This window comes from Fictibacillus gelatini DSM 15865, from assembly GCF_000430745.1.
In the GTDB taxonomy this organism is placed as follows: Bacteria; Bacillota; Bacilli; order Bacillales; family Fictibacillaceae; genus Fictibacillus_A; species Fictibacillus_A gelatini.
The window spans coordinates 1-20,837 of record NZ_AUMP01000004.1; the positions used below are offsets into that span (position 1 = coordinate 1).

Consider the following 20,837-nt stretch of genomic DNA (forward strand, 5'->3'; position numbering starts at 1 on the left):
AGTGCTGCGTCCGCTGGAGTTGCCACGCCGCCTGCCGCAAAGTTTACAACTGGAAGCTTGCCTGCTTCTTTAATTTGAAGAAGGATTTCGTATGGCGCGCCAAGGTTTTTCGCTTCGGTCATTAGCTCGTCCTTGCTCATCGACACGACTTTACGAATTTGCGCCTGGATCATGCGCATATGGCGTACCGCTTCAACAATGTTGCCTGTTCCTGGCTCCCCTTTCGTACGGATCATGGAAGCGCCTTCTCCGATGCGGCGCGCTGCTTCGCCTAAGTCGCGGGCTCCACATACGAATGGAACCGTATAATCGCGCTTGTTCAAGTGGAATACTTCGTCTGCCGGCGTTAACACTTCACTTTCGTCAATGTAGTCTACACCCATCGCTTCAAGCACGCGCGCTTCGACGATATGGCCGATACGCGCCTTCGCCATGACAGGAATCGAAACCGCATTCACGACTTCTTCGACAATCGTTGGGTCAGCCATGCGGGCTACACCGCCTGCTGCGCGAATATCGGAAGGAACGCGTTCTAATGCCATTACGGCTACCGCTCCAGCTGCTTCTGCGATTTTCGCTTGCTCTGCGTTGACAACGTCCATAATGACGCCGCCTTTTTGCATTTCTGCCATTCCGCGTTTAACACGCTCTGTACCTGTCTTTGACATGCTTCAATTCCTCCTAGATGTAAAGATTACTGGTTTCAAAATTTTTAAGTATTCCAATCCATTTTATCGTATTTTTTGAATATTTTCTATCTGTTAATTGAAGGAAACTTTTATAGAACAAAAAACGCGATAAAAAATAATTCTACGATTGATGTATTATACGAATATCATTATAAAGTACTATCCTCAACATATCTAGAGGAAATTATTCACTAACTAATGATTGTTAGGTTGACTTAGATGATGTGAAAAAGCTGTTCGCCGATAAAGCCCCCTTTTTTCACTCCCGGCGGACATGCGAATACGCTGCTTGAAACGTGCTGAATGTATTCGTTTAAAGCATCGCTTCGAGCCATTTTTGAGAGCATCGGAATGAATTGTTTCTTTACGCTTTGCTGAAAGCTGATAAAGAATAATCCTGCATCTAAATACCCTGTTTTTGGATCAAGCCCATCCGAATACGAATAGGCTCTACGGAGCATCTTCGTTTTCGTCTCGCGTGCTAAGCGCACGTGCGAGTTTGCCGGCAAATCATTCAATGATACAGAATCGTATTCATGTACCTTTCCAAACGGCGCTCCGCTCACTTTTTTCCTTCCGAATGTTGCTTCTTGTTCTTTAAACGATGTACGATCCCACGTTTCTGTAAACATCCGAATCTTTCTGGCTACTAAATACGTGCCGTTTTGCATCCATGAAGGTTCCTGTTTGGTCACCCACAAGTATTGATCTTGCGCCTTTTTATCGCCAAGTTCACGATTGGCCGTTCCGTCTTTAAATCCGAAAAGATTTCTTGGCGTTTTTCCATCTGGTATGCTAATGAAGCCGTTTTGCATCCAGCGAATGACCGCACCGCTGCGTGCAACTCTTGCAAGATTGCGGATCGCATGAAAGGCAACCGTCTGATCGTCGCTGCATGCCTGGATGCAAATGTCGCCGCCCGATAGTTCCTTTTTCAGTTCATCCCGCGGCATTGGCGGAATATCGGCTAGCTCGGCAGGCTTTTTCGCGGCAAAACCAAATCGGTCTTCCCCATTTTTCGTAAAAAGCGTTGCACCAAATCCAAACGTAATCGTTAAGCGGGATGCAGAAAGACCCAATACTTCGCCGGTATCATCCGGAGGCAAGAATTCGTTTGGCTGCTCCTCTCCAACCATCCGGCCTTTTGTCATCCGCTCGCTGTATTCCGTCCATGTTTTCAATAGTTTCTTTAACTCATCCCTGTCATTATGGGTGACGTCAAATGCGGCAAAACACATGTATTTTTGCTGGGGAGTCGTTATCCCGGCCTGTTTTGCTCCATAAAATGGAACCGTGCCTGAACTCGTTTGACTGCCCTCTTTTGCTCCAGGACGGAGAGCATCTAGCGAGAAAAGAGCGCCCATGCCGCTTGCACCAAGGGCGACGCCCGCCCCGGCGACCGCGGTCATTTTCAACATATCCCGCCGGCTGATTGTATTCTCTTTATCCTCTATTTGAACATGTTCGTTTTTATTCTGCGCTGTCATTTGACTTCCCCCTAAATTTGAAACGACTAGCTTAATAGTTTAGCAACTTTCGATAACGATTCGGACAACGTATTAAGCTGCTGGCTAATTTTGCGAGTGTCTTTTTCCTTTAATTGATTGTATGACACGAAGCTAGCGCCTTTTTTAAATTGTTTTAATGAACGTTGCAATGCGCTGAACTCTTTTTCAATGGAGTTTGCCAACTCCGGGTCTTTTTTCATTAACGGCTCTTTTACGACATCAAATATCGCTTTCGATCCTTCGACGTTTGCCGCAAGGTCGACAAGGTCAACGTGAGAGTAACGTTCCTCTTCACCGGTAATTTTTGAAGTCGCCGCTTCATCCAACAATTCAACCGCCCCGGCAACGACCTGAGCCGGCTCAAGTTGTACAGCTTTAATCTTCTTGTGAAGCTCTTTAACGTCCTGGATAAGCTGATTTACAACTTTCTCCTGTCCTTTAGTCGTTTTATTCACCCATAATGCCTTTTCAATGACATGGAATCCCGTCCATTCCGAAGGGCTTGAGACATCATTTTCGCGGGCATCGATTTTCGGATCAAGGTCTCCGAAGCTTTCGGCAATCGGTTCAATTCTTTCATAATACGTTCTAGCATTCGGATATAGCTTCTTTGCCTTTTCCATCTCGCCTTTGATCACGGCATTTGAAAACTCTTCCGTTGCTGCCACAAGCTGATTGCTTTGCTTCAAGACATACTCTTTATATTGCTCAACAGCCTTATTAAGGTCAGCATTTGCAGTCCCTTTTTTAGAAGGCTTAAAGTTCTTCAATTTATTTAAGCTAACGGCCATTTTTTCATTAAGGCCGGATAATGTTTTCTGATCGACTGGCTCGATCTTTGTACCTGAAACAAGTGGCAATAGCGATTTTTCCGTTTCTGTGTAAAGAAGCGGAGCCGTTTTGCGTACTTTATTTTCAAACGAAAACCATGTTTTGTTAATTTGCTCGCCTAATTTCTTCACTTTGGCGCTGTCTTTTTGATCGAGCGCTTTTGTAAGCTCATCAGATAGTTGAAGTAATTTGTCTGTACCTTCCCCTACAGCATTTTGCGCAGATTGGGCCGTTTTTGCTTTTTCATTATTTTTCTGGTCGTTTGCCTGATTAGTATTACAAGCGCTTAAAGCGAGAGAGCTAACGACCAGTACGGATAAAATCGAAGTAAAACGTTTCATTAATGGTTCATCCTTTCAGTGCAGCTTTTTGTTTTTTAGAAATGGTTGTAATAAGAAGAACGGCGATTGCTGCCACTACTAATATAATTTGCGGAATCGCACTGTACCACGACGGGTAAAAGCCGATAAAGTTAATACTTGGCAAGTGCAAATTCACGTTTGCCGGGATGACTCCTGCCAATTGCAAGCTATGAATACCTGTTCCTGTGAATTTAAGGCATAAATAAAAGACAATCACGCTCGACACGATAAAAAATGGCTTTAAAGGTATTTTGAGGCCGACTTTTATAAAAATAAAAGCAATTACGGCCAATGTTCCCAGTCCAAGCGCAATTCCTGAAAGTAGTCTTAGTGGCGTCATATGCTGAATTAAGCCGATTAAAAATAAGACCGTTTCCGTCCCTTCACGAAAAACTGCTAAAAACGAGAGCAAAGCGAATGAAAACATTTTTCCTGTACCAAGAGCCGCTTCGCTTTTCTCGCGAATATAGGACGTCCAGTTGCTAATATGGGATTGACGGTGCAACCAATAGCTCACATAAAGCAACATAAGGGCCGCGATAATCCCAGTCCAGCCGACGATTAAAAAGTTGTTGTCGCCAAAGGAAACGGACGTAAAAATAAACGAGACGAGCAGGGCGAGAGCAATACTTGAGAGAATTCCCGCACCGACTCCGCCAATAATCCATTTATTTGCTTTAGGCGCTTTCGCTTTTTTCGTAAACGAAAGCAATGCGCCGACCACCAATAACGCTTCAAGCCCTTCCCGTATAGGGATTAAAGCGGCATCGATGATCCCATAGCCATTTTGGTTGGCAAGCGGCTCGAGATCATCGATCATATGGTCGATGATTTTTACGGCATGTTCGGTATTTGGTTTTTGTGCATGAAGGAGGGCAGAAACCGTCCCCATATCCCGTTCCGTACTATCATAAACGGCTTTTGATTGGCTCACGACATTCCCTTCAACGCTAAGCCATGTCGACTTCACTTCATTCATTCGTTCTTTCGCTTCATTGTATTGATTGTCCTTAATGAGCGATTTTGTTTCTTTTAACAGCGAAATATAATCTTTCAAACTAACATTTTTCTTAATATGACTGCCAGCTTTATAGTTTCCATTTATAAATTTTTCATTTGCTTTTTTTAATGATTCAAGTGTGCTGATCAACGTTTCTTTTTTATTTTGCATAACGGCAAAGGAAACTTGCCCCATTTTATCTTCAATGTCCGCATAAGCTTCACTCGATGTTTTGCGCACGCCATCTTCAATCTCAAGCCAGCGATTATTGAAATCTTCATACGTCTTTTTCGCTTCATCGAGCTTATTTTGTTTCGCAAGCTTAATCGCTTGATCAACAAGCTCCTCGGCTTTTTTGACATCATCCTCCGGTTTTACTGCTGCTTGCGCATAGTTGGATAAGCCAAGTATTATGTATACGAAAAGAAAGGCGGTGACGATAGATAGGAAACCCCTTTGTTTCATGACTATACCTCCAATTTCAACTGATAATGATAATCATTGAAAATCATTATCATTATCAATGAGAAAGCCTACTTTGTCAATATGAAATTTACACCATGAAATGCCCGCCTTTCGTTGAATGGAAGCTTTGATGGGAGAGTGGTACATCCATAAAAATTCTTTTCAAATGAAAAATTACTCTCTTGTGCCCCTTCACCTAAGAAAGTTCTTATTTTCAAGAACAAATTTTCACCTGTAAAAAAGATAAGAAGATGGAAGCAAAAAACAGGATCAAACTTCTCTAGTGTGGTGCTATTTTCATGGCATTTGGACAATAACCGGTTGATTTCCGATAATAAATCGTTTCCATCGGACAATAAATGGCCTCAGTCGGATAATAAATTTAGTATATTTTTCGCTTATTGTCCAAAAGTAAGATGTTATTGTCTAAACCGGATGATTTATTGTCCAAATAAGAGCACTTATGGTCCGAGAACGAAATCATTTTAAATGATGTAACAATTCGTGATCGTTTTTCCTCATTTCACAGATCTAACGAGGTGTTCTTAAAATAACGAATGTTTGATTATTGAAATCCAAACTTTTTTTCTAGAAGGGGCACTAGCTTTTCCCCACCTTACAGAATGGATGGGGCGTTTGTGGGCAATAAAGAAGATAGGAAAACCATGCAAAGTATTAATCTTTTTTTCGCGATTCTGGTATTCTTTAGGTAATTCAGTTGGAAGGATTGGTCATGTGAAAAAACGAATCATTACGATCATTACCGCTTGTTCCATTTTGTCTGCCGCTCTTTGTCTTATCGGCCTTGGATGGGTCATGAAAGATCAATTGATCGGGACAAAAAACACGAAAGTTACAACACAACCCGCACAAGAAGTCCCTCATCCTGCCCATCAACAAATACATATTGCGGCTTTTGGCGATTCCCTTACCCGCGGTACCGGTGATCCCGAAGGAAAAGGGTATATCGGCTACCTCATGCAGGAATTAAAGAAAAAGACAAAAAAGCCGATTACCCTGTCAAACAGCGCCATTAAAGGGCAAACGTCATCACAGCTTGTAAAACAACTGGCCGAGCCGGAAATCCGGCGTCAAATTAAAAATGCAACTATCATTCTTCTTACGATTGGGGGAAATGATTTATTTCAAGGAGGAAAAGCCATTTCCCATCTCGACCCGACATTTATGAAACGTTCGGAAAAGACGTATTTGGCGAACGTTAAAAAAATTTATTCTACGATCCGATCGCTTAACCAATCAGCAACCGTATTCCATATCGGCCTGTACAATCCGTTTATCGACATGGAAAAATCGAAGTTAACCTCAACTATTGTCCGACAGTGGAACTTCGATTCAGCAAATACCGCTGCCGATTATAAAAAAATTGTTTACGTGCCGACATTTGACTTATTTGAGCTGAATGTAAATGACTACTTATTTAATGATAAATTCCATCCGAATGCAGCGGGCTATAAATTAATCGGGGAACGGGTTGCCGCCCTTATTACATTCAGCGAGGAGGGGAAAAGGTGAGTCAGGTGCCAGCATTAAAAGTAACCGATTTACGAAAAACGATCGCGGGCAAAGAAATAATTAAAGGGCTTTCATTTGAATTGTATCCAGGGGAAGTTTTCGGATTTTTAGGGCCAAACGGCGCTGGCAAAACGACGACGATCCGGATGCTCGTCGGTTTAATTCGACCTAGCTCCGGATCCATTTTCATTTCGGGCAAAAACGTTCAAACCGAGTTCACCGCCGCGATGAAACATCTTGGCTGCATTGTCGAAAATCCTGAGCTTTACCCTTACTTGACCGGATGGGAAAACCTTGAGCACTTTGCAAGAATGGACCCTTCCATTCCGAGAAAGCGGCTCGATGAAGTGATCGATCTCGTCGGCCTGAAACTTCGCATTCACGACAGGGTTGGTACGTATTCGCTCGGGATGCGCCAGCGACTTGGCATTGCGCAGGCATTGCTCGGGAACCCTCAGCTTCTTATTTTAGATGAACCGACAAACGGCCTTGATCCTGCCGGTATTCGGGAAATGAGGGAATTTATCCGCTTTCTTGCGGAAAAGGAAGGTTTAAGCGTTCTTGTCTCTTCCCATTTACTGAGTGAAATTCAATTGTTATGCGACCGGGTAGCCATTATTTCAAAGGGGCAGATCATCCGCATTGACACGGTCTCTTCCCTTCTTGAGGAGCAAGAGCGAGTAGAATGGAAAGCCGAACCGGTTGACGTAGCGAAACAATTATTAGCCGAAGAAACCGATGTTAAACTTGGGGATAACGGAATTTTGATTACACCACATGTCGAAGGAAAAATAGCGGATTGGAATAAAAAATTGGTCGATCGAGGCGTTAAAGTAAAAGAAATGAAGGCAAAGCTGCCAGCGCTTGAAGACTTGTTTTTGGAACTGACTGGGGGAGAGCACATTGATTAACCTCGTTTACAATGAGCAATTAAAGCTTTTTCGAAAAAAGCGATTGTTTGTCATTATTTTGATCGTCGCTTTTCTTGTTCCTATTTTTACATATGCGCAATACAAACAGGTGAAAACAACGGAGGAACGGCTCGGGACGACCGATTGGCGGACCCAGCTGCAGCAAGAAATTGTCGATACGCAAAACCGTCTCAGCTCAAGCAGGCTCCAGGAGGATATCCGCCAGTTTTTAAAAGTCCGACTGACCCAGCAGCAATATTATCTTGACCACAACATTAATCCAAATGCGCCAGGTGCCCCGACGTTTATGCGCGTATTTGCGGAGAATTCAATCGGGTTGCTTCTCCCCTTGCTCGTCATGGTCATTGCCGCCGATTTAGTCTCCTCTGAAGCGAGCGGCGGCACGATTAAGCTTCTTTTGACACGGCCGGTCAAACGGTGGAAAATTTTATTAAGCAAGTATATAGCCTTGCTTCTGTCCATTTCTTTTATCGTTTTATGCGTTGCAATTTTGACTTATGGAATTTCAGGATTGGTCTTTGGTTACGGCGGCTGGAGCATGCCAATGTTGACCGGATTTACGTCGAAGGGTGAAGAATTGATCACGACAGGCGTTCATTTGATTCCGCATTGGGAATACATTTTGATGGAGTTCGGCCTCGTCTGGTTTGTATGTTTCGTAGTCGGTACGCTTACCTTTATGCTTTCGGTATTACTTAGAAGTACAGCAGCTGTAATGGGAATTATGCTTGCCGCCCTCATTAGCGGCGTCATCCTGACGAACATGGTTTCTTCATGGCACAGCGCGAAGTATTTGTTTATGGTAAATTTGCAGCTGACGAATTACGTAAACGGTTTGAAGCCGCCGATAGAAGGAATGACGCTCGGATTCTCGATCGCTGTTTTATTGATCTGGGCGCTGGCCGCACTCATCATCTCTTTCTTTACCTTTACAAAAAGAGATGTATATTAAGATAGGAAATATAATGTGATGAAAATAGTTCACTTATTTGAAGGTGAAATTCCGTTAGTTTACCAAAAATAACAAAAAGAAAACACTGCCTTTGAGCAGTGTTTTTCTTTTTACAATTCAATTGGGGTGACACTCATAATTTCCGGCAGGGCAACAAGCTCTTCGACCATTTCCGGGGAAAGCTGCTTGTCAACGGTTAACAGCATAATCGCATCTCCTCCGACACCACGGCGTCCTACCTGCATCGTACCGATGTTGACATCTTTGTTGCCAAGAATCGTTCCCACTCGTCCGATAACACCAGGACGGTCATTATGGTGAACGTAAAGCAAATTTCCTTCAGGAGCAGCATCGATCGTATAGTCGTCGATTTTGACGATCCGCGCCCCATACCCATTGAGAAGGGTGCCGGCTACAACATGGCTTTGTGTGCTCGTTTTAAATTCGACTTTTAACCGGTTCGTAAAGCCGCGGCTTTGTGAAGACTTTTGTTCTACGACATTGATTTCTCTCATTTTGGCAAGATACAGTGCATTGACGTAGTTAACTTCCGGTCCGATTCTAAAGGAAAGCGCCCCTTTTAAAATCGTTCTCGTAAGCAGCGCTGTATCGACATCCGCCAATTCCCCGCTATACGTAATGGTGATCTCTTGTACAGGTCCAACTGACAACTGTGCGATAAACCGGCCAAGCTTTTCACCTAACACGAAGTAAGGCTCAACCCGCTCCATTACATGAGGAGGGATAAATGGAAGATTTACCGCGTTTTTAAAGCGTTCACCGCGCAATACTTTTATAAGTTCCTCCGATACATCAATGGCTACATTTTCCTGGGCCTCAACAGTAGATGCCCCGAGGTGCGGCGTTGTGACGACTTGCGGAAGCTTAATGAGCGGATTATCGACCGGCGGCTCTTCTTCAAATACATCGAGCGCGGCACCGGCTACTTTTCCGTTTTGGATGGCATCATACAATGCCTTCTCATCAATGATTCCACCGCGGGCGCAGTTAATGATCCGCACCCCGTCTTTCATTTTGGCAAATTCAGCGGCCCCTAGAAGATGATGCGTTTCTTTCGTAAGCGGTGTATGGACTGTAATAAAGTCCGCTTCAGTAACAATATCTTCAACAGACCCGCAAACGACGCCGAGCTTTTTCGCGCGCTCCTCGGTTAAAAACGGATCATATCCGATGACATGCATATTGAATGCTTTGGCCCGTTTCGCAACTTCTGTACCGATACGCCCCATGCCGACAACACCAAGCGTTTTATTATTCAGCTCTACTCCCTGAAAACTTTTTCGATCCCAAATGCCTTCGCTTAATTTTTTATACGCCTGGGGAATGTTCCGCGAAACGGCCATAAGCATCGCAAACGTATGTTCCGCAGCCGAAAGTGTATTCCCTTCCGGCGCATTGATGACGATAATTCCGGCTTCCGTCGCCGCATTTAGATCAATATTATCAACTCCGACGCCGGCACGGCCGATTGCTTTCAATCGTTTTCCAGCTTTTAATACTTCAGCCGTCACCTTCGTTTGGCTACGCACTAGAAGCGCATCATATTCCCCAATAACGGCTAGTAAGTCATCCGGGGAAAGATTCGTATTCTGAACCACTTCTACGTCCGGGGCATCTAACAATTGCTGAATGCCGGATTTGCTGAGCGGATCGGAAATGAGCACTTTAAACATGTTGAATCAACACCTCCTGCGCTGCTTTCACACCTGCACCCAGTTCGATTTCCACGCCAATTTGTTTCAAAGCGACTTCGATGGCGGAAACTACCGTAAGAACATCGAGTGGTTCACAATATCCCATGTGCCCGATCCTGAAAATTTTCCCTTTTAAATGTTGCTGCCCGCCGGCAACAACGACATTATGCGTTGTCCGCAATGCTTTGCGTAATGCTTCTGAATCAAATGCGCCTTTCGGGTCGATCGACGTTACCGTTGGCGAAGCATATTCATCTTTCGTCATTAACGGAAGGCCAAGGGCTCGGATCGCAGCACGTGTCATGTCACGCATTAGTTCATGGCGCTTAATAATTTGCGCAAGCCCTTCTTCTTCAATCATTTCACAAACTTCAGCCAATCCGAAAACGAGTGAAACGGCTGCGGTGTACGGCGTCGTTTGATTTTCTAACGACTTGCGGTACGCTTTTAAATCAAGGTAAAAAGCAGGCGGGGTAATGGTTTCGATTGTTTTCCACGCCCGTTTGCTTGCAGCAAGAAACGCAAGTCCAGTTGGAAGCATAAATGCTTTTTGTGAACCGGTAGCAATAATGTCAATTCCCCATTCGTCCATCTCACATGGAACAGCACCTAAACAGCTGACCGCATCGACGATAAAGAGCGCATCCGTCTGTTCATGCACGACTTCAGCTAATTCTTTAACCGGATTCAACACCCCCGTCGATGTTTCACAGTATGTCGCAAACACGGCTTTCACATTTGTATGTTGCTTCAGAAACGATTGGAGCAATTCCGGCGTTACTGCTTCGCCCCATTCTACTTCTAAGCGATGGACAACGATGTTATAGCGGTCACAAATCTTTGCGAAACGGTCGCCAAACGCGCCGCTTACTAAAACAGCAACTTCTTCCCCTGGCTTTACGGTATTGACAACACTCATCTCAAGGGCACTCGTACCGCTACCTGCAATGATGAAAACGTCCTCCTTCGTTCCGAAAATCGGCTTAAGCCTTTCGGCAGTATTTGCGAAAAGCTTAGAAAATTCACCGCTTCGGTGCCCGATCATCGGGCGGTTCATCGCTTGCTGAACGCGATGTGGGATAGGGGTTGGCCCCGGAATGCGTAAAACTAATTTGTCTTCAAACATGGTTCTCTCTCCTTTTATTATCCACTTTTTCTCTTTGAAAAACCGTGACCAAACGGCCGATAGTTTTTCTTTCTTATACTTTCATTCGCAACCTGAGTGCAAATTTTCTGAAAGTACAAAAAACAAAAACCCCTCATCCACACACTACGACTGTAGTGAGGGACGAGAGGTATATTTCGCGGTACCACCCTCATTTGTTTTCTTTTTCACAAAAGAAAACCTTACCAGGTCCATGACCTTCGAGATAACGGATCATCCGGACAAACCTACTAATCTTTTATGCGAATCTAAGATGTTCGGCCTGACAACTCCAAAGCGCTTATCTGTAAACGAAACGACCGATTCGCACCAACCACCGGCTCTCTTTACGCCCCAGCTTTACAGCATAACTTCATCATCGTTGTTTCATATTTGTTAGTTACTTTATCATGGACATTTGTACACGTCAAGAGGAATTTTTCAAAATTTAAAAGAGTCGAAGTTGAGTTAACTAAAAAACGGAATGCGAAGGATCGCATTCCGTTTCACTCTGGCATTTGCCTTTTATTTTTCAGCTGTTGCATGGGAATATCGAGCGGAAAATGGAATCGTTTCTTCTTTTACTTCGCTGCATGCGGTTGTACAGCTTTTGTTTAATGAACAGCCCGCGCATTTTCCCATTTTGCTTCTTTTTACGAATCGGTAAAGGGTAAACCCTGCATATGCAAAAATAAGTACGCCAATGACAACGCTAATGACCATTGTCGTATCCCTTCTTTCTTTTAGAAGTATTAGTTCAAGCCGAGAAGACGTCCGCCCTGATAAATAATAATCGATACGATATAGGCGATGACTAATGCGTAAATAACAGAAAACCACGTCCATTTCGCCGAACCGGTTTCTTTTCGAATAACAGCGACCGTTGCAAGACATGGAACATACAATAAAATAAACGCTAAAAAGCTATAAGCGGACAGCGGTGTAAAAAAGTCCGCCATGACACCTTGCAACGTATGCAAATCGGGTGCAGCATAAATAATATTCATTGTGGAAACAACGACTTCTTTTGCGAGAAAGCCAGTTAAAAGAGCGGCTCCCGCTTGCCAGTTGCCAAAGCCGAGCGGATGAAGAATCGGTGCCAGCACCCCGCCAATCATGGCAAGAAAGCTTTTATTCATTTCCACATTCAAGCCGCCCGGACCCGCATAGGTCAACAGCCAGATGACGACAGATCCGCCGAATATAAACGTTCCTGCTTTGCGGACAAATCCTTTCCCTTTTTCCCACGTGCTTTTTAACAATGTTCGGAATTGCGGAATTCGATAAGGCGGCAATTCAATAACAAAGAACGAACTTTGCTGTTTCAAAATCGTTGACGAAAAAAGCTTCGCCAGCGTCAACGCAAGGATGATTCCCATTAAATACAGCGACAATACGATTAATGCCTGGTTTTGCTTAAAAAATGCCCCGACAAATAAGCTGTACACTGTTAAACGAGCGGAGCATGACATAAGCGGCGTCAAAATTACGGTCAACAGCCTTTCTTTCGGCTGTTCAATCGTCCGTGCCGCCATAATGCCTGGAACGTTGCAGCCAAACCCGATAATCATTGGGATAAAGGCTTTACCGTTTAAGCCGATCGACTCCATAATCTTATCCATGACCATGGCCACACGCGCCATATAGCCGGAATCCTCAATAAAGGAGATGAGAAAGAAAAGGATAAAGATTTGCGGAACGAAAACGATGACTCCGCCGACACCCGCGACAATCCCTTGCAAAATTAAAGCGCGAATAAATTCTGTGGCTCCAGCTGCTTTCAGCCAGCCATCAAGCGTATCGGTAAGCGTCCCTGTAATAAAGCCGTCCAACGCATCAGAAATAGGCGTCCCGATCCAATCAAATGTTAATTTAAACATTAAATAAGCGAACAGCAGAAAAATCGGGAGACCGAGTATTTTATTCGTCAAAATGTTATCAATTCGATCAGTAAGCGTATATTCAATTTTTTCAACATCATTTACACAACAAGCTAATAGCGCTTGAATGTAATTGCCCCGTACTTTGCGAATGTGATGGGCCATTGATTTTGCTTTTGTCTCCGATTGGACAGCGTGTTCCGTTTCCTTATACAAACCTTCCAACGTTGAGGACGGTATGTAGTCCGTAAGCATTTCCTTCACAAGCTGGTTTCCTTCAAAAAATTGGAGGGCCAGCCATCTTCCCGGCGGCAGTTTTTCGTCAGCCGGCAGCAATGCTGTTAAACGGGCAATCGCTTCCTCTAAATTGCCGCCATAATCCAATACAAGTGGAGCATTCACCCGCTCTTCTTGTTCGGAAAGTTTGCCGGCAAGGACATCGCAGCCTTTTCCTGTTCTCGCTACAATAGGAACGACCGTGCAGCCAAGGCGCTCAGCCAGCAGCTTATCGTCAATCTCGACTCCCCGTCCTTTGGCGACGTCGATCATATTCAAGCCCATTACAAGCGGTTTTCCGTATTCTAATAGCTGTATCGTTAAATATAAATTCCGTTCAAGTTGTGATGCATCAACAATATTTAAAATGATAGAAGTATCATCATATAGAAGATAATGGGTCGCGACACCTTCATCACGCGATAAAGGATTCAAGGAATAAATTCCCGGGAGATCGATCAGATTCCCTCGCTTGTTCTTTAAAACGCCGACTTTCTTCTCAACCGTTACCCCTGTCCAGTTCCCTACATATTCATAGGATCCTGTAAGCGTATTAAACAAAGATGTCTTCCCGGTATTTGGATTACCGGCTAAAGCAATATTCATCACGCCATTTCCACCTGAATCATTTTTGCTTCACGGCGCCTGATCCCGATTAATTGTCCTTTTGCTTCAACGGCAACAGGGCCACCTAACGGCAGTATGCGTTTAATGCTAACAACCGAGCCTTCCATAATGCCTAAATCCAATAAGCGGCGTTGAACAAGCTCATTGATTTGTCCCGTATTAATAATTCGCGCTTTTCCTCCAGCATGCAGGTCTGTTAATGTCATGGCGTCCACCTCTATAAGAATGATAATTATTATCAGTAGATGATAGTTTAATTATATGAGATTGATTATCATTCGTAAAGAGAAACTTTTTAACAATTTCTTGACATTGAAAACCGCCTCCATTACATCGGAGGCGATTTAGGGTGGGTTGATTGATTTCTATATTTTTTGATATAGCCTGTGATCACAACAAATGCAATGATAAGCAGCTCGAATAAATGCTTTATATTTTCGTTTTTAAAATGCTCCTTCAAAAATGGCTCTTCTACGATCATTTTTCCGGCCGTCCATGCAATTACCGCGGCGCCGAGTGTAATGATGAACGGAAATCTGACAATTAATTTGATAAAAATCGTGCTTCCCCAAACGACGATCGGGACGGAAATAAACAAGCCGAGTACGACAAGCAAAAAACCGCCGTGGGCCGCCCCGGCAACTGCCAGCACATTGTCCAACCCCATTGCCGCATCGGCAACGATAATCGTAATAATCGCACTAACGATATTGTCTTTTGCCTCTATATCATGATCCTTCTCTTCTGTCATCAATTTAAACCCGATATAAATAAGCATTAGGCCGCCCACAAGCAAAAGCCCCGGTACTTTCAAAAGCCAGACGACCGCAAGCGTTGCGAATACCCGTATAACGACCGCTCCAAGTGTCCCTAAAACAATCACTTTCTTTTGCTGTTCCTCGCGCAAATTTCTCGCCGCAAGCCCTATAACGATCGCATTATCCCCGGCAAGCACTAAGTCAATGACCACAATGGAAAACAAAGCCGTTAGAAACTCCATCGATACGATCTCCATCTTTCAACCTCCACTCATGTCTCCTACTTACATATATGAACCTTTGTCCAAATATAGTAGTAAATAAAAAGGCTCATTCATATAGATGAAACAAGCCTGTGTTGATTTCTTATCCGATGGAAATACTACTTTAAATACGTGTTCAAAAAGGAGGACAAACAGGGCCAAAAAGTTCAAGGAAGCGCAGTCTCCGAGCACCGGAGCGTATGGCTTTTGATACGTGAGGAGCGAAGGAGCAAGCTGACGTAGAAATTCACCGGCAATGTTTCCCGGACTTTTTGAACATCCTCTTTAAAGTAAAGAACGGTGAGTGTATCGATATGCTTGTTTTTTTTCATAAATTAAAAACCCGCTTTTTTGAAGACAAAGTCTTTGATTTATCCGCTCAATTGGCTTATTACTTCCTTGTATCGCTGTTCCCTTTTCTTTTTTTACTTTTTACTTTTCTCGGCTTTTTGCCCATTTCAACAGAAGACGTATTAAAACTCATTCAACCATATGCGCCAAAACAGGCATTCCGGCTTATCGAATACAATTTGACATCGATTTTGGACCGGAAAAGAGGAGAATTGATTTATATCAGCATCCTTGTCACAACATGGCTTGCTTCAATGGGAATACTGGCAATTATTCGCGTGTTTAATAAGGCCTATCAAGTGGAAGAAAGCAGACCGCTAGTAAAAGAAATCGTTGTTGGAATTTTTTTAACGCTTGGGCTCGTTTTTGCCGTCATTACTTCCCTTCTCCTCCTTACGCTCGGGGAAGTGGGCGGCTATTACGTATTTGACCATTTCAGCCTGGGGAACCCGATCTGGCAGCTATGGAACATTTCACGCTGGGTGCTCAGTTTTCTTATTTTAATGATTGTTTTTATTACACTTTATCTCGTTGCGCCGAATCGGAAATTGAGCATTCGAAATGTGCTTCCCGGAGCCTTTTTTTCAACATTCGGCTGGCAATTCATCTCCATCGGTTTTTCCTATTACGTTACTATTTTTGATTATCGGGAAGTTTACGGGAATCTCGGCGCCCTTTTAACGTTAATGATCTGGTTTTATTTGTCTGCCATGATTATGATCGTCGGCGGGCAAATCAATGCGATTCTTTTAACTTTCAAAAAACGAAGATACTAAAAATTTTTCATAAGAGGCATTGACTTATAGAATCTTCCGTACGATGATGGAAACAGATATCGTTGCAATTTTTGGTGAAGCAAGATTAATTTCTATTTTGGAACGGGAGATTGAAATGTCGGTTAAAAATATTATCATTATTTTATTGTTGGTTTCAGTTAGCATTTTCCTTATTCCTTACAGCATTCCCCTCTTGCTTGCTCTGGCGACTTCGGTTATGTTGGAGCCTGCCGTTAAATTTTTTAACAGGTTAAAGTTAAAACGTGTATTTTCCGTGACGGTTGTCTTTATTTTATTTTTCGCCTTACTCGGTTTATTGATTTTTTGGCTGACAACAACGCTCGTAGTACAGGTCATTCAATTTTCACAAATGGTGCCCTCTTACTCAAAAAGCGTATTTGAACTGGCGGAAAAGTACTTTCACAAATTTGAAAACTTTTACACCAATCTTCCTCCCGAAGTTGTTTCAACTGTAGAAAAAGGCCTAGAGGGGCTAAAAACATATGCGGTTGACGCTGCCAGCAGTTTAACAGGGGCGATCCTTGGTATCATTACCTATATCCCCGAGCTGCTTATCTATTTTATTATTTACCTCGTTGCCGTCTTTTTAATTTTGTTAGATTTACCGCGGCTGAGAAACAATTTTTTAAATATGTTCACTCTTTCAGCAAGGGAAAAAGTCGATCTTGTCTTCTCACAATTGTCAAAAGCAACGGTAGGCTTTATACGAGCACAAATAATTTTAAGTTTTATAACCTACGTTCTTGCTTTAATTGGCCTGCTTATTCTTCGCGTAGACTACGCGATGTTAATCGCGTTGTTAATTATTATCGTTGACATATTGCCAATTTTAGGAACGGGCTCATTCCTTGTCCCATGGGCGGTTTACAACTTTGTCGTCAATAATGATTTTCTTGCTATAGGGCTTTTGATTCTGTTTGCCGTTATCACTATTGTCCGGCGAATTATCGAACCTAAAATACTTGGATCAAGCCTGGGAATATCTGCTCTTGCGGCGCTCATAAGCATTTATCTCGGATTTCAAGTATTGGGAATGATCGGTTTGATTGTTGGTCCTGCCATTGTTATTATATTTGAAGCGTTAAGAAGTGCCGGCTTTTTAAAATTTAGAATCGATTTTTAAAACTCGCTTATTTGCGAGTTTTTTATTTTTTTACAAACATTACAAGTTCGTATCGTTTTCGTAATTTGCGTTAGAAAAATGGAAAAGGTGGGAAATATGAAAGGGAACTACAGAAAGGAAATTTCTATCTCGAAATAGTATTCATGTAAACAGCAGCAAGGAGGTCTTTATGAATACCAAAGTGAAAGAAAGGGACCATTATTTCGACAATGCGAAGTTCATCTTAATTTTTCTCGTTGTCTTAGGCCATTTCTTAACACCAATTAAAGATCAAAAAGATATCTTATATACACTTTACAACTTTATATATACGTTTCATATGCCTGCGTTTATTTTAATTGCAGGATTTTTCACAAAAGGTGTATTTAAAAAAGGGTACATTCAAAAGATTTTAAAAAACGTCCTTGTCCCTTATATTATTTTCCAAATCATTTACACCATTTATTACTACAAATTATACGATAAAGACGATATTCATCTGACGCTATTTGATCCGAATTGGGCCATGTGGTTTCTGTTGAGTCTCGTCTTTTGGAATTTAATGCTTGTCGTATTTACAAGAATTAAATATTCACTTATTATTGCGATTATTATCGGCGTTGCCGTCGGCTATTTTACAGAAGCGGGAACGTATTTAAGCATTCAACGGACGTTCGTGTTCTTCCCTATATTTTTATTAGGACATTATTTGGAGAAAAAAGATTTTCGCCTTATTTTTAAACCTTCGATGAAAATTTTAGCCAGCCTTTTCTTAATTGCATTATTTGCTTTCTATCATTTCATCATTCCCGATAGTTCAAAAGACTGGCTGCTTGCCTCCTCATCCTATGCCGACATTTTAGGAAACAATGCATGGTATGGGGGCTTTATCAGGCTTGGAATGTACACGATTGCCTTTTTAGCGACATTTAGCTTTCTTGCGATTATTCCACGCAGGAAGATGTTTTTTACAGAGATGGGCCAACGAACATTATATATTTATTTGTTGCACGGATTTATTTTAAAATATCTTTTTACGACGGAATTTTTCCATACGCTCAAGAATCAGCACGCTTATTTCGTCGTCTTATTATTAGCGGTTTCGATTACGTTAATTTTAGCGAGCAAGCCGGTTGTTACTATTGCTCAGCCGTTGATTGAAATGAGGTGGTCGAAATTGCAGTTCATGCTGAAAAAATATCGAAAAAAACCTGCGGAAGTTTAAATGCCGCAGGTTTTTTCGTTTTGCTTAGTTGACTATGCATTTTTGTTTTAACAGCAATTCGTTCCACTTTTTATCAGTCAGCCATTTTGCGATGTTTTCAACATCCTTAGAGAACACTCTGTCTTTTGTAATAACAGGGCAAACTTGCCGGGCTGCTTCGTAAACTTCCTTCGTTTTCGGAGCTAATTTGTCCGCCCCTCGATAATGAACAGCTTGCAAAGCACATACGGTTTCAATCGCAAGTACACGGCGAACGTTCGCGATAATTTGATACGCATGGCGGGCTCCAATTGTTCCCATGCTTACATGGTCCTCCTGGTTCGCAGATGACGGAATGGAATCAACGCTTGCCGGATGAGCGAGTGTTTTATTTTCAGAAACAAGGGCGGCCGCTGCATATTGAAGAATCATTGCCCCGGATTCAAGACCAGGATTCGTGCTCAAAAATGCAGGCAGTCCTCCGCTTAACTGAGGGTTTACCATCCGTTCAATGCGCCGTTCGGAGATGTTCGCAAATTCAGCCATTGCAATTCCCAGAAAATCCATTGCGAGTGCGACTGGCTGTCCATGGAAGTTACCGCCTGAAATAACCTTTCTTCCTTCGTCAAAAATAAGCGGGTTATCCGTTGCCGCATTGATTTCGATCTCAAGCTTTTCTTTCACATACGTAAGCGCTTGCCATGAAGCCCCGTGTACTTGAGGAATACACCGGATCGAATAAGCATCCTGAACCCGAATTTCTCCCTGGCGAGTCGTCAGCTGGCTTCCTTCCAAATAATTGCGAATGCGCTCAGCCACTTCAATTTGTTCTTTGTATCCACGTGCTAAATGAATGTCTTCATCAAACGGATCAATAATACCATTTAAGCCTTCCATTGTTAGTGCCGCTATCGCCTCGGTTTGATACGCCAATTGTTCGGCTTCTAAATAAGCGACAACCCCCTGTGCTGTCATGGCTTGTGTTCCATTGATCAGGGCAAGTCCTTCTTTGGCAGTTAATGTAATGGGTAGAATGCCTTCCGCCCCTAATGCTTCAATTGCCGGGACACGTTTTCCTTTGTAAAAGACTTCTCCTTCGCCAATCAACACGAGTGCAAGGTGAGATAACGGCGCCAAATCACCGCTTGCGCCAAGAGAGCCTTGCTGCGGAATAACCGGGATCACCTCCTGGTTAACGAGCTTCAATAATGTTTCGACAACAACCGGACGAACCCCGGAAAATCCTTTAAGAAGGGCATTCGCTCTAAGAAGTACCATAAGGCGAGCCACTTTTTCCGGGAACGGGTCCCCTACGCCGCATGCATGGCTGCGAATTAAATTCAGCTGAAGTTCTTCAACATCGCCTTGATCAATATAAACATCGCTTAATTTGCCGAAACCGGTCGTGATCCCATAAATCACCTTATTATTATTCACAATGTAATCAACCGCTTTCCTGCTGTCAGCGACCTTTTTCATGCTTTCTTCAGAAGCGGTGACCTGTTCCCCTTCATCAAGAATACGTTTGATTTCCTCAAGTGTAAGTGTGTTGCCAGTTAATGTGACCATATTCTCCCTCTTTCCTATTAGTTCTATATCGTGATAAAGAAATGAAAATAGGAGGCTGTATCCAGAAATTTACCACTCCAGACACAGCCTCCTTTCATCAGGCATACAAAATTACGCCATTATTTGAGATGTTTTGCTTTACATACAGTTTATTTGCTTTGAAAAATTCCGTCAATTACCTTTCAACAACTTATCAGTTTATCAAATTAAAGGAATTGATGTATAAACTATGAATCTACCGGCAATGATGTTACTACTAAATGAGATGAAAGAGAGTGATGATCATGCTGGAAGTTCAAAGGGAGATCGTCCGTGCCGTGATGAGCCGTACTCCGGTCGCGGATGAAAATGGCGAAGATTTTTTTATCGGCTATGATGCCGAAAGCATTCCATATTTGATTTTGCCTACGGCAAAAGGACTATTGGATGATTCAGAAATGTATGCGATCTCTTTTTCACGCGATGCAGAAAATGTATACAAATACCATTTAGGCAATCAAATTAAAGCTGTTCATTTAAACAGCTTCACGATGTTCCACGATCATTTAGATTTTTTCTTCGGACCGAATCATGCGATGCTGACTCGTTTTCTATCTGAACCCGTTTATCAATCGTATGTTAAATGGTCACGATTCCAACAAGATCAATTAATTAAAGACACCCTGAACCGGTTTAACCAGGCGCAGGATTTTCAAGAAAAAGAACGTTATCGCGATCGATTGTCTTTATTACTTCAAGAAGATTAATGAAAAATGATGATGCCGACATATTCCAGTTCTTCCAAATCGATATTTTAATTTATAAAAATATTGAAATTGGTTGACAAAAATAAATTTCGACAATATACTACAAAATGTTCGTAGTATTAAATTTTCAATA

At 42.7% G+C, this 20,837-nt stretch carries 18 protein-coding genes and 1 other annotated feature; of the genes, 7 read left to right on the plus strand and 11 right to left on the minus strand.

Annotated features, from left to right (window positions below; genetic code table 11):
* The 4 genes from pdxS to H538_RS0107390 form a co-directional block, all read right to left on the minus strand.
* Nucleotides 1-668, minus strand: a 668-nt coding sequence (pdxS, locus tag H538_RS0107375; protein WP_026677059.1) for a pyridoxal 5'-phosphate synthase lyase subunit PdxS, incomplete at its 3' end; no start/stop codon positions are given.
* 236 nt (nucleotides 669-904) lie between these two features.
* Nucleotides 905-2,176 carry an iron uptake transporter deferrochelatase/peroxidase subunit gene (gene efeB / locus H538_RS0107380; protein WP_026677060.1) on the minus strand — a complete coding sequence of 424 codons (1,272 nt, stop codon included), beginning with the start codon at nucleotides 2,174-2,176 and terminating at the stop codon, nucleotides 905-907.
* Between the two features lie 26 nt (nucleotides 2,177-2,202).
* The gene (efeO, locus tag H538_RS0107385; protein ID WP_026677061.1) at nucleotides 2,203-3,369 is read right to left on the minus strand and encodes an iron uptake system protein EfeO; all 1,167 of its coding nucleotides are present in this window, start codon (nucleotides 3,367-3,369) and stop codon (nucleotides 2,203-2,205) included.
* 7 nt (nucleotides 3,370-3,376) lie between these two features.
* Nucleotides 3,377-4,855, minus strand: a complete 1,479-nt coding sequence (locus H538_RS0107390) for an FTR1 family iron permease (protein WP_026677062.1) — start codon at nucleotides 4,853-4,855, stop codon at nucleotides 3,377-3,379.
* 735 nt (nucleotides 4,856-5,590) lie between these two features.
* Here H538_RS0107390 and H538_RS0107395 point away from each other — a divergent pair.
* The 3 genes from H538_RS0107395 to H538_RS0107405 are packed head-to-tail and all read left to right on the plus strand — an operon-like array spanning nucleotide 5,591 to nucleotide 8,272.
* Nucleotides 5,591-6,388 (plus strand): GDSL-type esterase/lipase family protein, encoded by a 798-nt coding sequence (locus H538_RS0107395; protein WP_026677063.1) that lies wholly within the window; start codon nucleotides 5,591-5,593, stop codon nucleotides 6,386-6,388.
* On the plus strand, nucleotides 6,385-7,299 hold the full coding sequence (locus H538_RS0107400) for an ABC transporter ATP-binding protein (protein ID WP_026677064.1): 915 nt from the start codon (nucleotides 6,385-6,387) through the stop codon (nucleotides 7,297-7,299). The genes H538_RS0107395 and H538_RS0107400 overlap by 4 nt, the downstream gene beginning before the upstream one ends.
* On the plus strand, nucleotides 7,292-8,272 hold the full coding sequence (locus H538_RS0107405) for an ABC transporter permease (RefSeq protein WP_026677065.1): 981 nt from the start codon (nucleotides 7,292-7,294) through the stop codon (nucleotides 8,270-8,272). The genes H538_RS0107400 and H538_RS0107405 overlap by 8 nt, the downstream gene beginning before the upstream one ends.
* A gap of 110 nt (nucleotides 8,273-8,382) precedes the next feature.
* On the opposite strand, the gene serA is transcribed toward H538_RS0107405, so the two are convergent.
* From serA to H538_RS0107435, 6 genes are all read right to left on the minus strand, one after another.
* Nucleotides 8,383-9,966, minus strand: coding sequence for a phosphoglycerate dehydrogenase (gene serA, locus H538_RS0107410; RefSeq protein WP_026677066.1), 1,584 nt, complete (start codon nucleotides 9,964-9,966; stop codon nucleotides 8,383-8,385).
* A complete protein-coding gene (locus H538_RS0107415) occupies nucleotides 9,959-11,113 on the minus strand; it encodes a pyridoxal-phosphate-dependent aminotransferase family protein (RefSeq protein ID WP_026677067.1) in 1,155 nt (384 codons plus the stop codon). Before H538_RS0107415 ends, serA begins: the two co-directional genes overlap by 8 nt.
* Before the next feature lie 155 nt (nucleotides 11,114-11,268).
* Nucleotides 11,269-11,520 (minus strand) — a binding site (T-box leader).
* Between the two features lie 136 nt (nucleotides 11,521-11,656).
* Nucleotides 11,657-11,854: a FeoB-associated Cys-rich membrane protein gene (locus tag H538_RS23355; RefSeq protein WP_051291371.1), complete on the minus strand. Its 198-nt coding sequence runs from the start codon at nucleotides 11,852-11,854 to the stop codon at nucleotides 11,657-11,659.
* Between the two features lie 29 nt (nucleotides 11,855-11,883).
* Nucleotides 11,884-13,893 (minus strand): ferrous iron transport protein B, encoded by a 2,010-nt coding sequence (gene feoB, locus H538_RS0107425; protein WP_035350384.1) that lies wholly within the window; start codon nucleotides 13,891-13,893, stop codon nucleotides 11,884-11,886.
* Entirely contained in the window at nucleotides 13,893-14,120 is a 228-nt protein-coding gene (locus H538_RS0107430) for a FeoA family protein (RefSeq protein WP_026677069.1), read from the minus strand. Before H538_RS0107430 ends, feoB begins: the two co-directional genes overlap by 1 nt.
* Before the next feature lie 122 nt (nucleotides 14,121-14,242).
* On the minus strand, nucleotides 14,243-14,929 hold the full coding sequence (locus tag H538_RS0107435; RefSeq protein ID WP_026677070.1) for a TerC family protein: 687 nt from the start codon (nucleotides 14,927-14,929) through the stop codon (nucleotides 14,243-14,245).
* A gap of 320 nt (nucleotides 14,930-15,249) precedes the next feature.
* Between H538_RS0107435 and H538_RS0107445 the strand changes: the two genes are divergently transcribed.
* The 3 genes from H538_RS0107445 (at nucleotide 15,250) to H538_RS0107455 (ending at nucleotide 18,410) form a co-directional block, all read left to right on the plus strand.
* The gene (locus tag H538_RS0107445) at nucleotides 15,250-16,062 is read left to right on the plus strand and encodes a YihY/virulence factor BrkB family protein (protein ID WP_026677071.1); all 813 of its coding nucleotides are present in this window, start codon (nucleotides 15,250-15,252) and stop codon (nucleotides 16,060-16,062) included.
* 19 nt (nucleotides 16,063-16,081) lie between these two features.
* Nucleotides 16,082-17,206: a sporulation integral membrane protein YtvI gene (ytvI, locus tag H538_RS0107450; RefSeq protein WP_245595205.1), complete on the plus strand. Its 1,125-nt coding sequence runs from the start codon at nucleotides 16,082-16,084 to the stop codon at nucleotides 17,204-17,206.
* 169 nt (nucleotides 17,207-17,375) lie between these two features.
* Complete coding sequence (locus tag H538_RS0107455; RefSeq protein ID WP_026677073.1) at nucleotides 17,376-18,410, plus strand: acyltransferase family protein; 1,035 nt, start codon at nucleotides 17,376-17,378, stop codon at nucleotides 18,408-18,410.
* 24 nt (nucleotides 18,411-18,434) lie between these two features.
* Here H538_RS0107455 and hutH read toward each other — a convergent pair whose 3' ends face one another.
* Nucleotides 18,435-19,958 carry a histidine ammonia-lyase gene (gene hutH, locus H538_RS0107460; protein WP_035350387.1) on the minus strand — a complete coding sequence of 508 codons (1,524 nt, stop codon included), beginning with the start codon at nucleotides 19,956-19,958 and terminating at the stop codon, nucleotides 18,435-18,437.
* 284 nt (nucleotides 19,959-20,242) lie between these two features.
* Here hutH and H538_RS0107465 point away from each other — a divergent pair, with 284 nt between their 5' ends.
* Nucleotides 20,243-20,704, plus strand: a complete 462-nt coding sequence (locus H538_RS0107465) for a hypothetical protein (protein ID WP_026677075.1) — start codon at nucleotides 20,243-20,245, stop codon at nucleotides 20,702-20,704.
* Nucleotides 20,705-20,837: the final 133 nt, after the last annotated feature.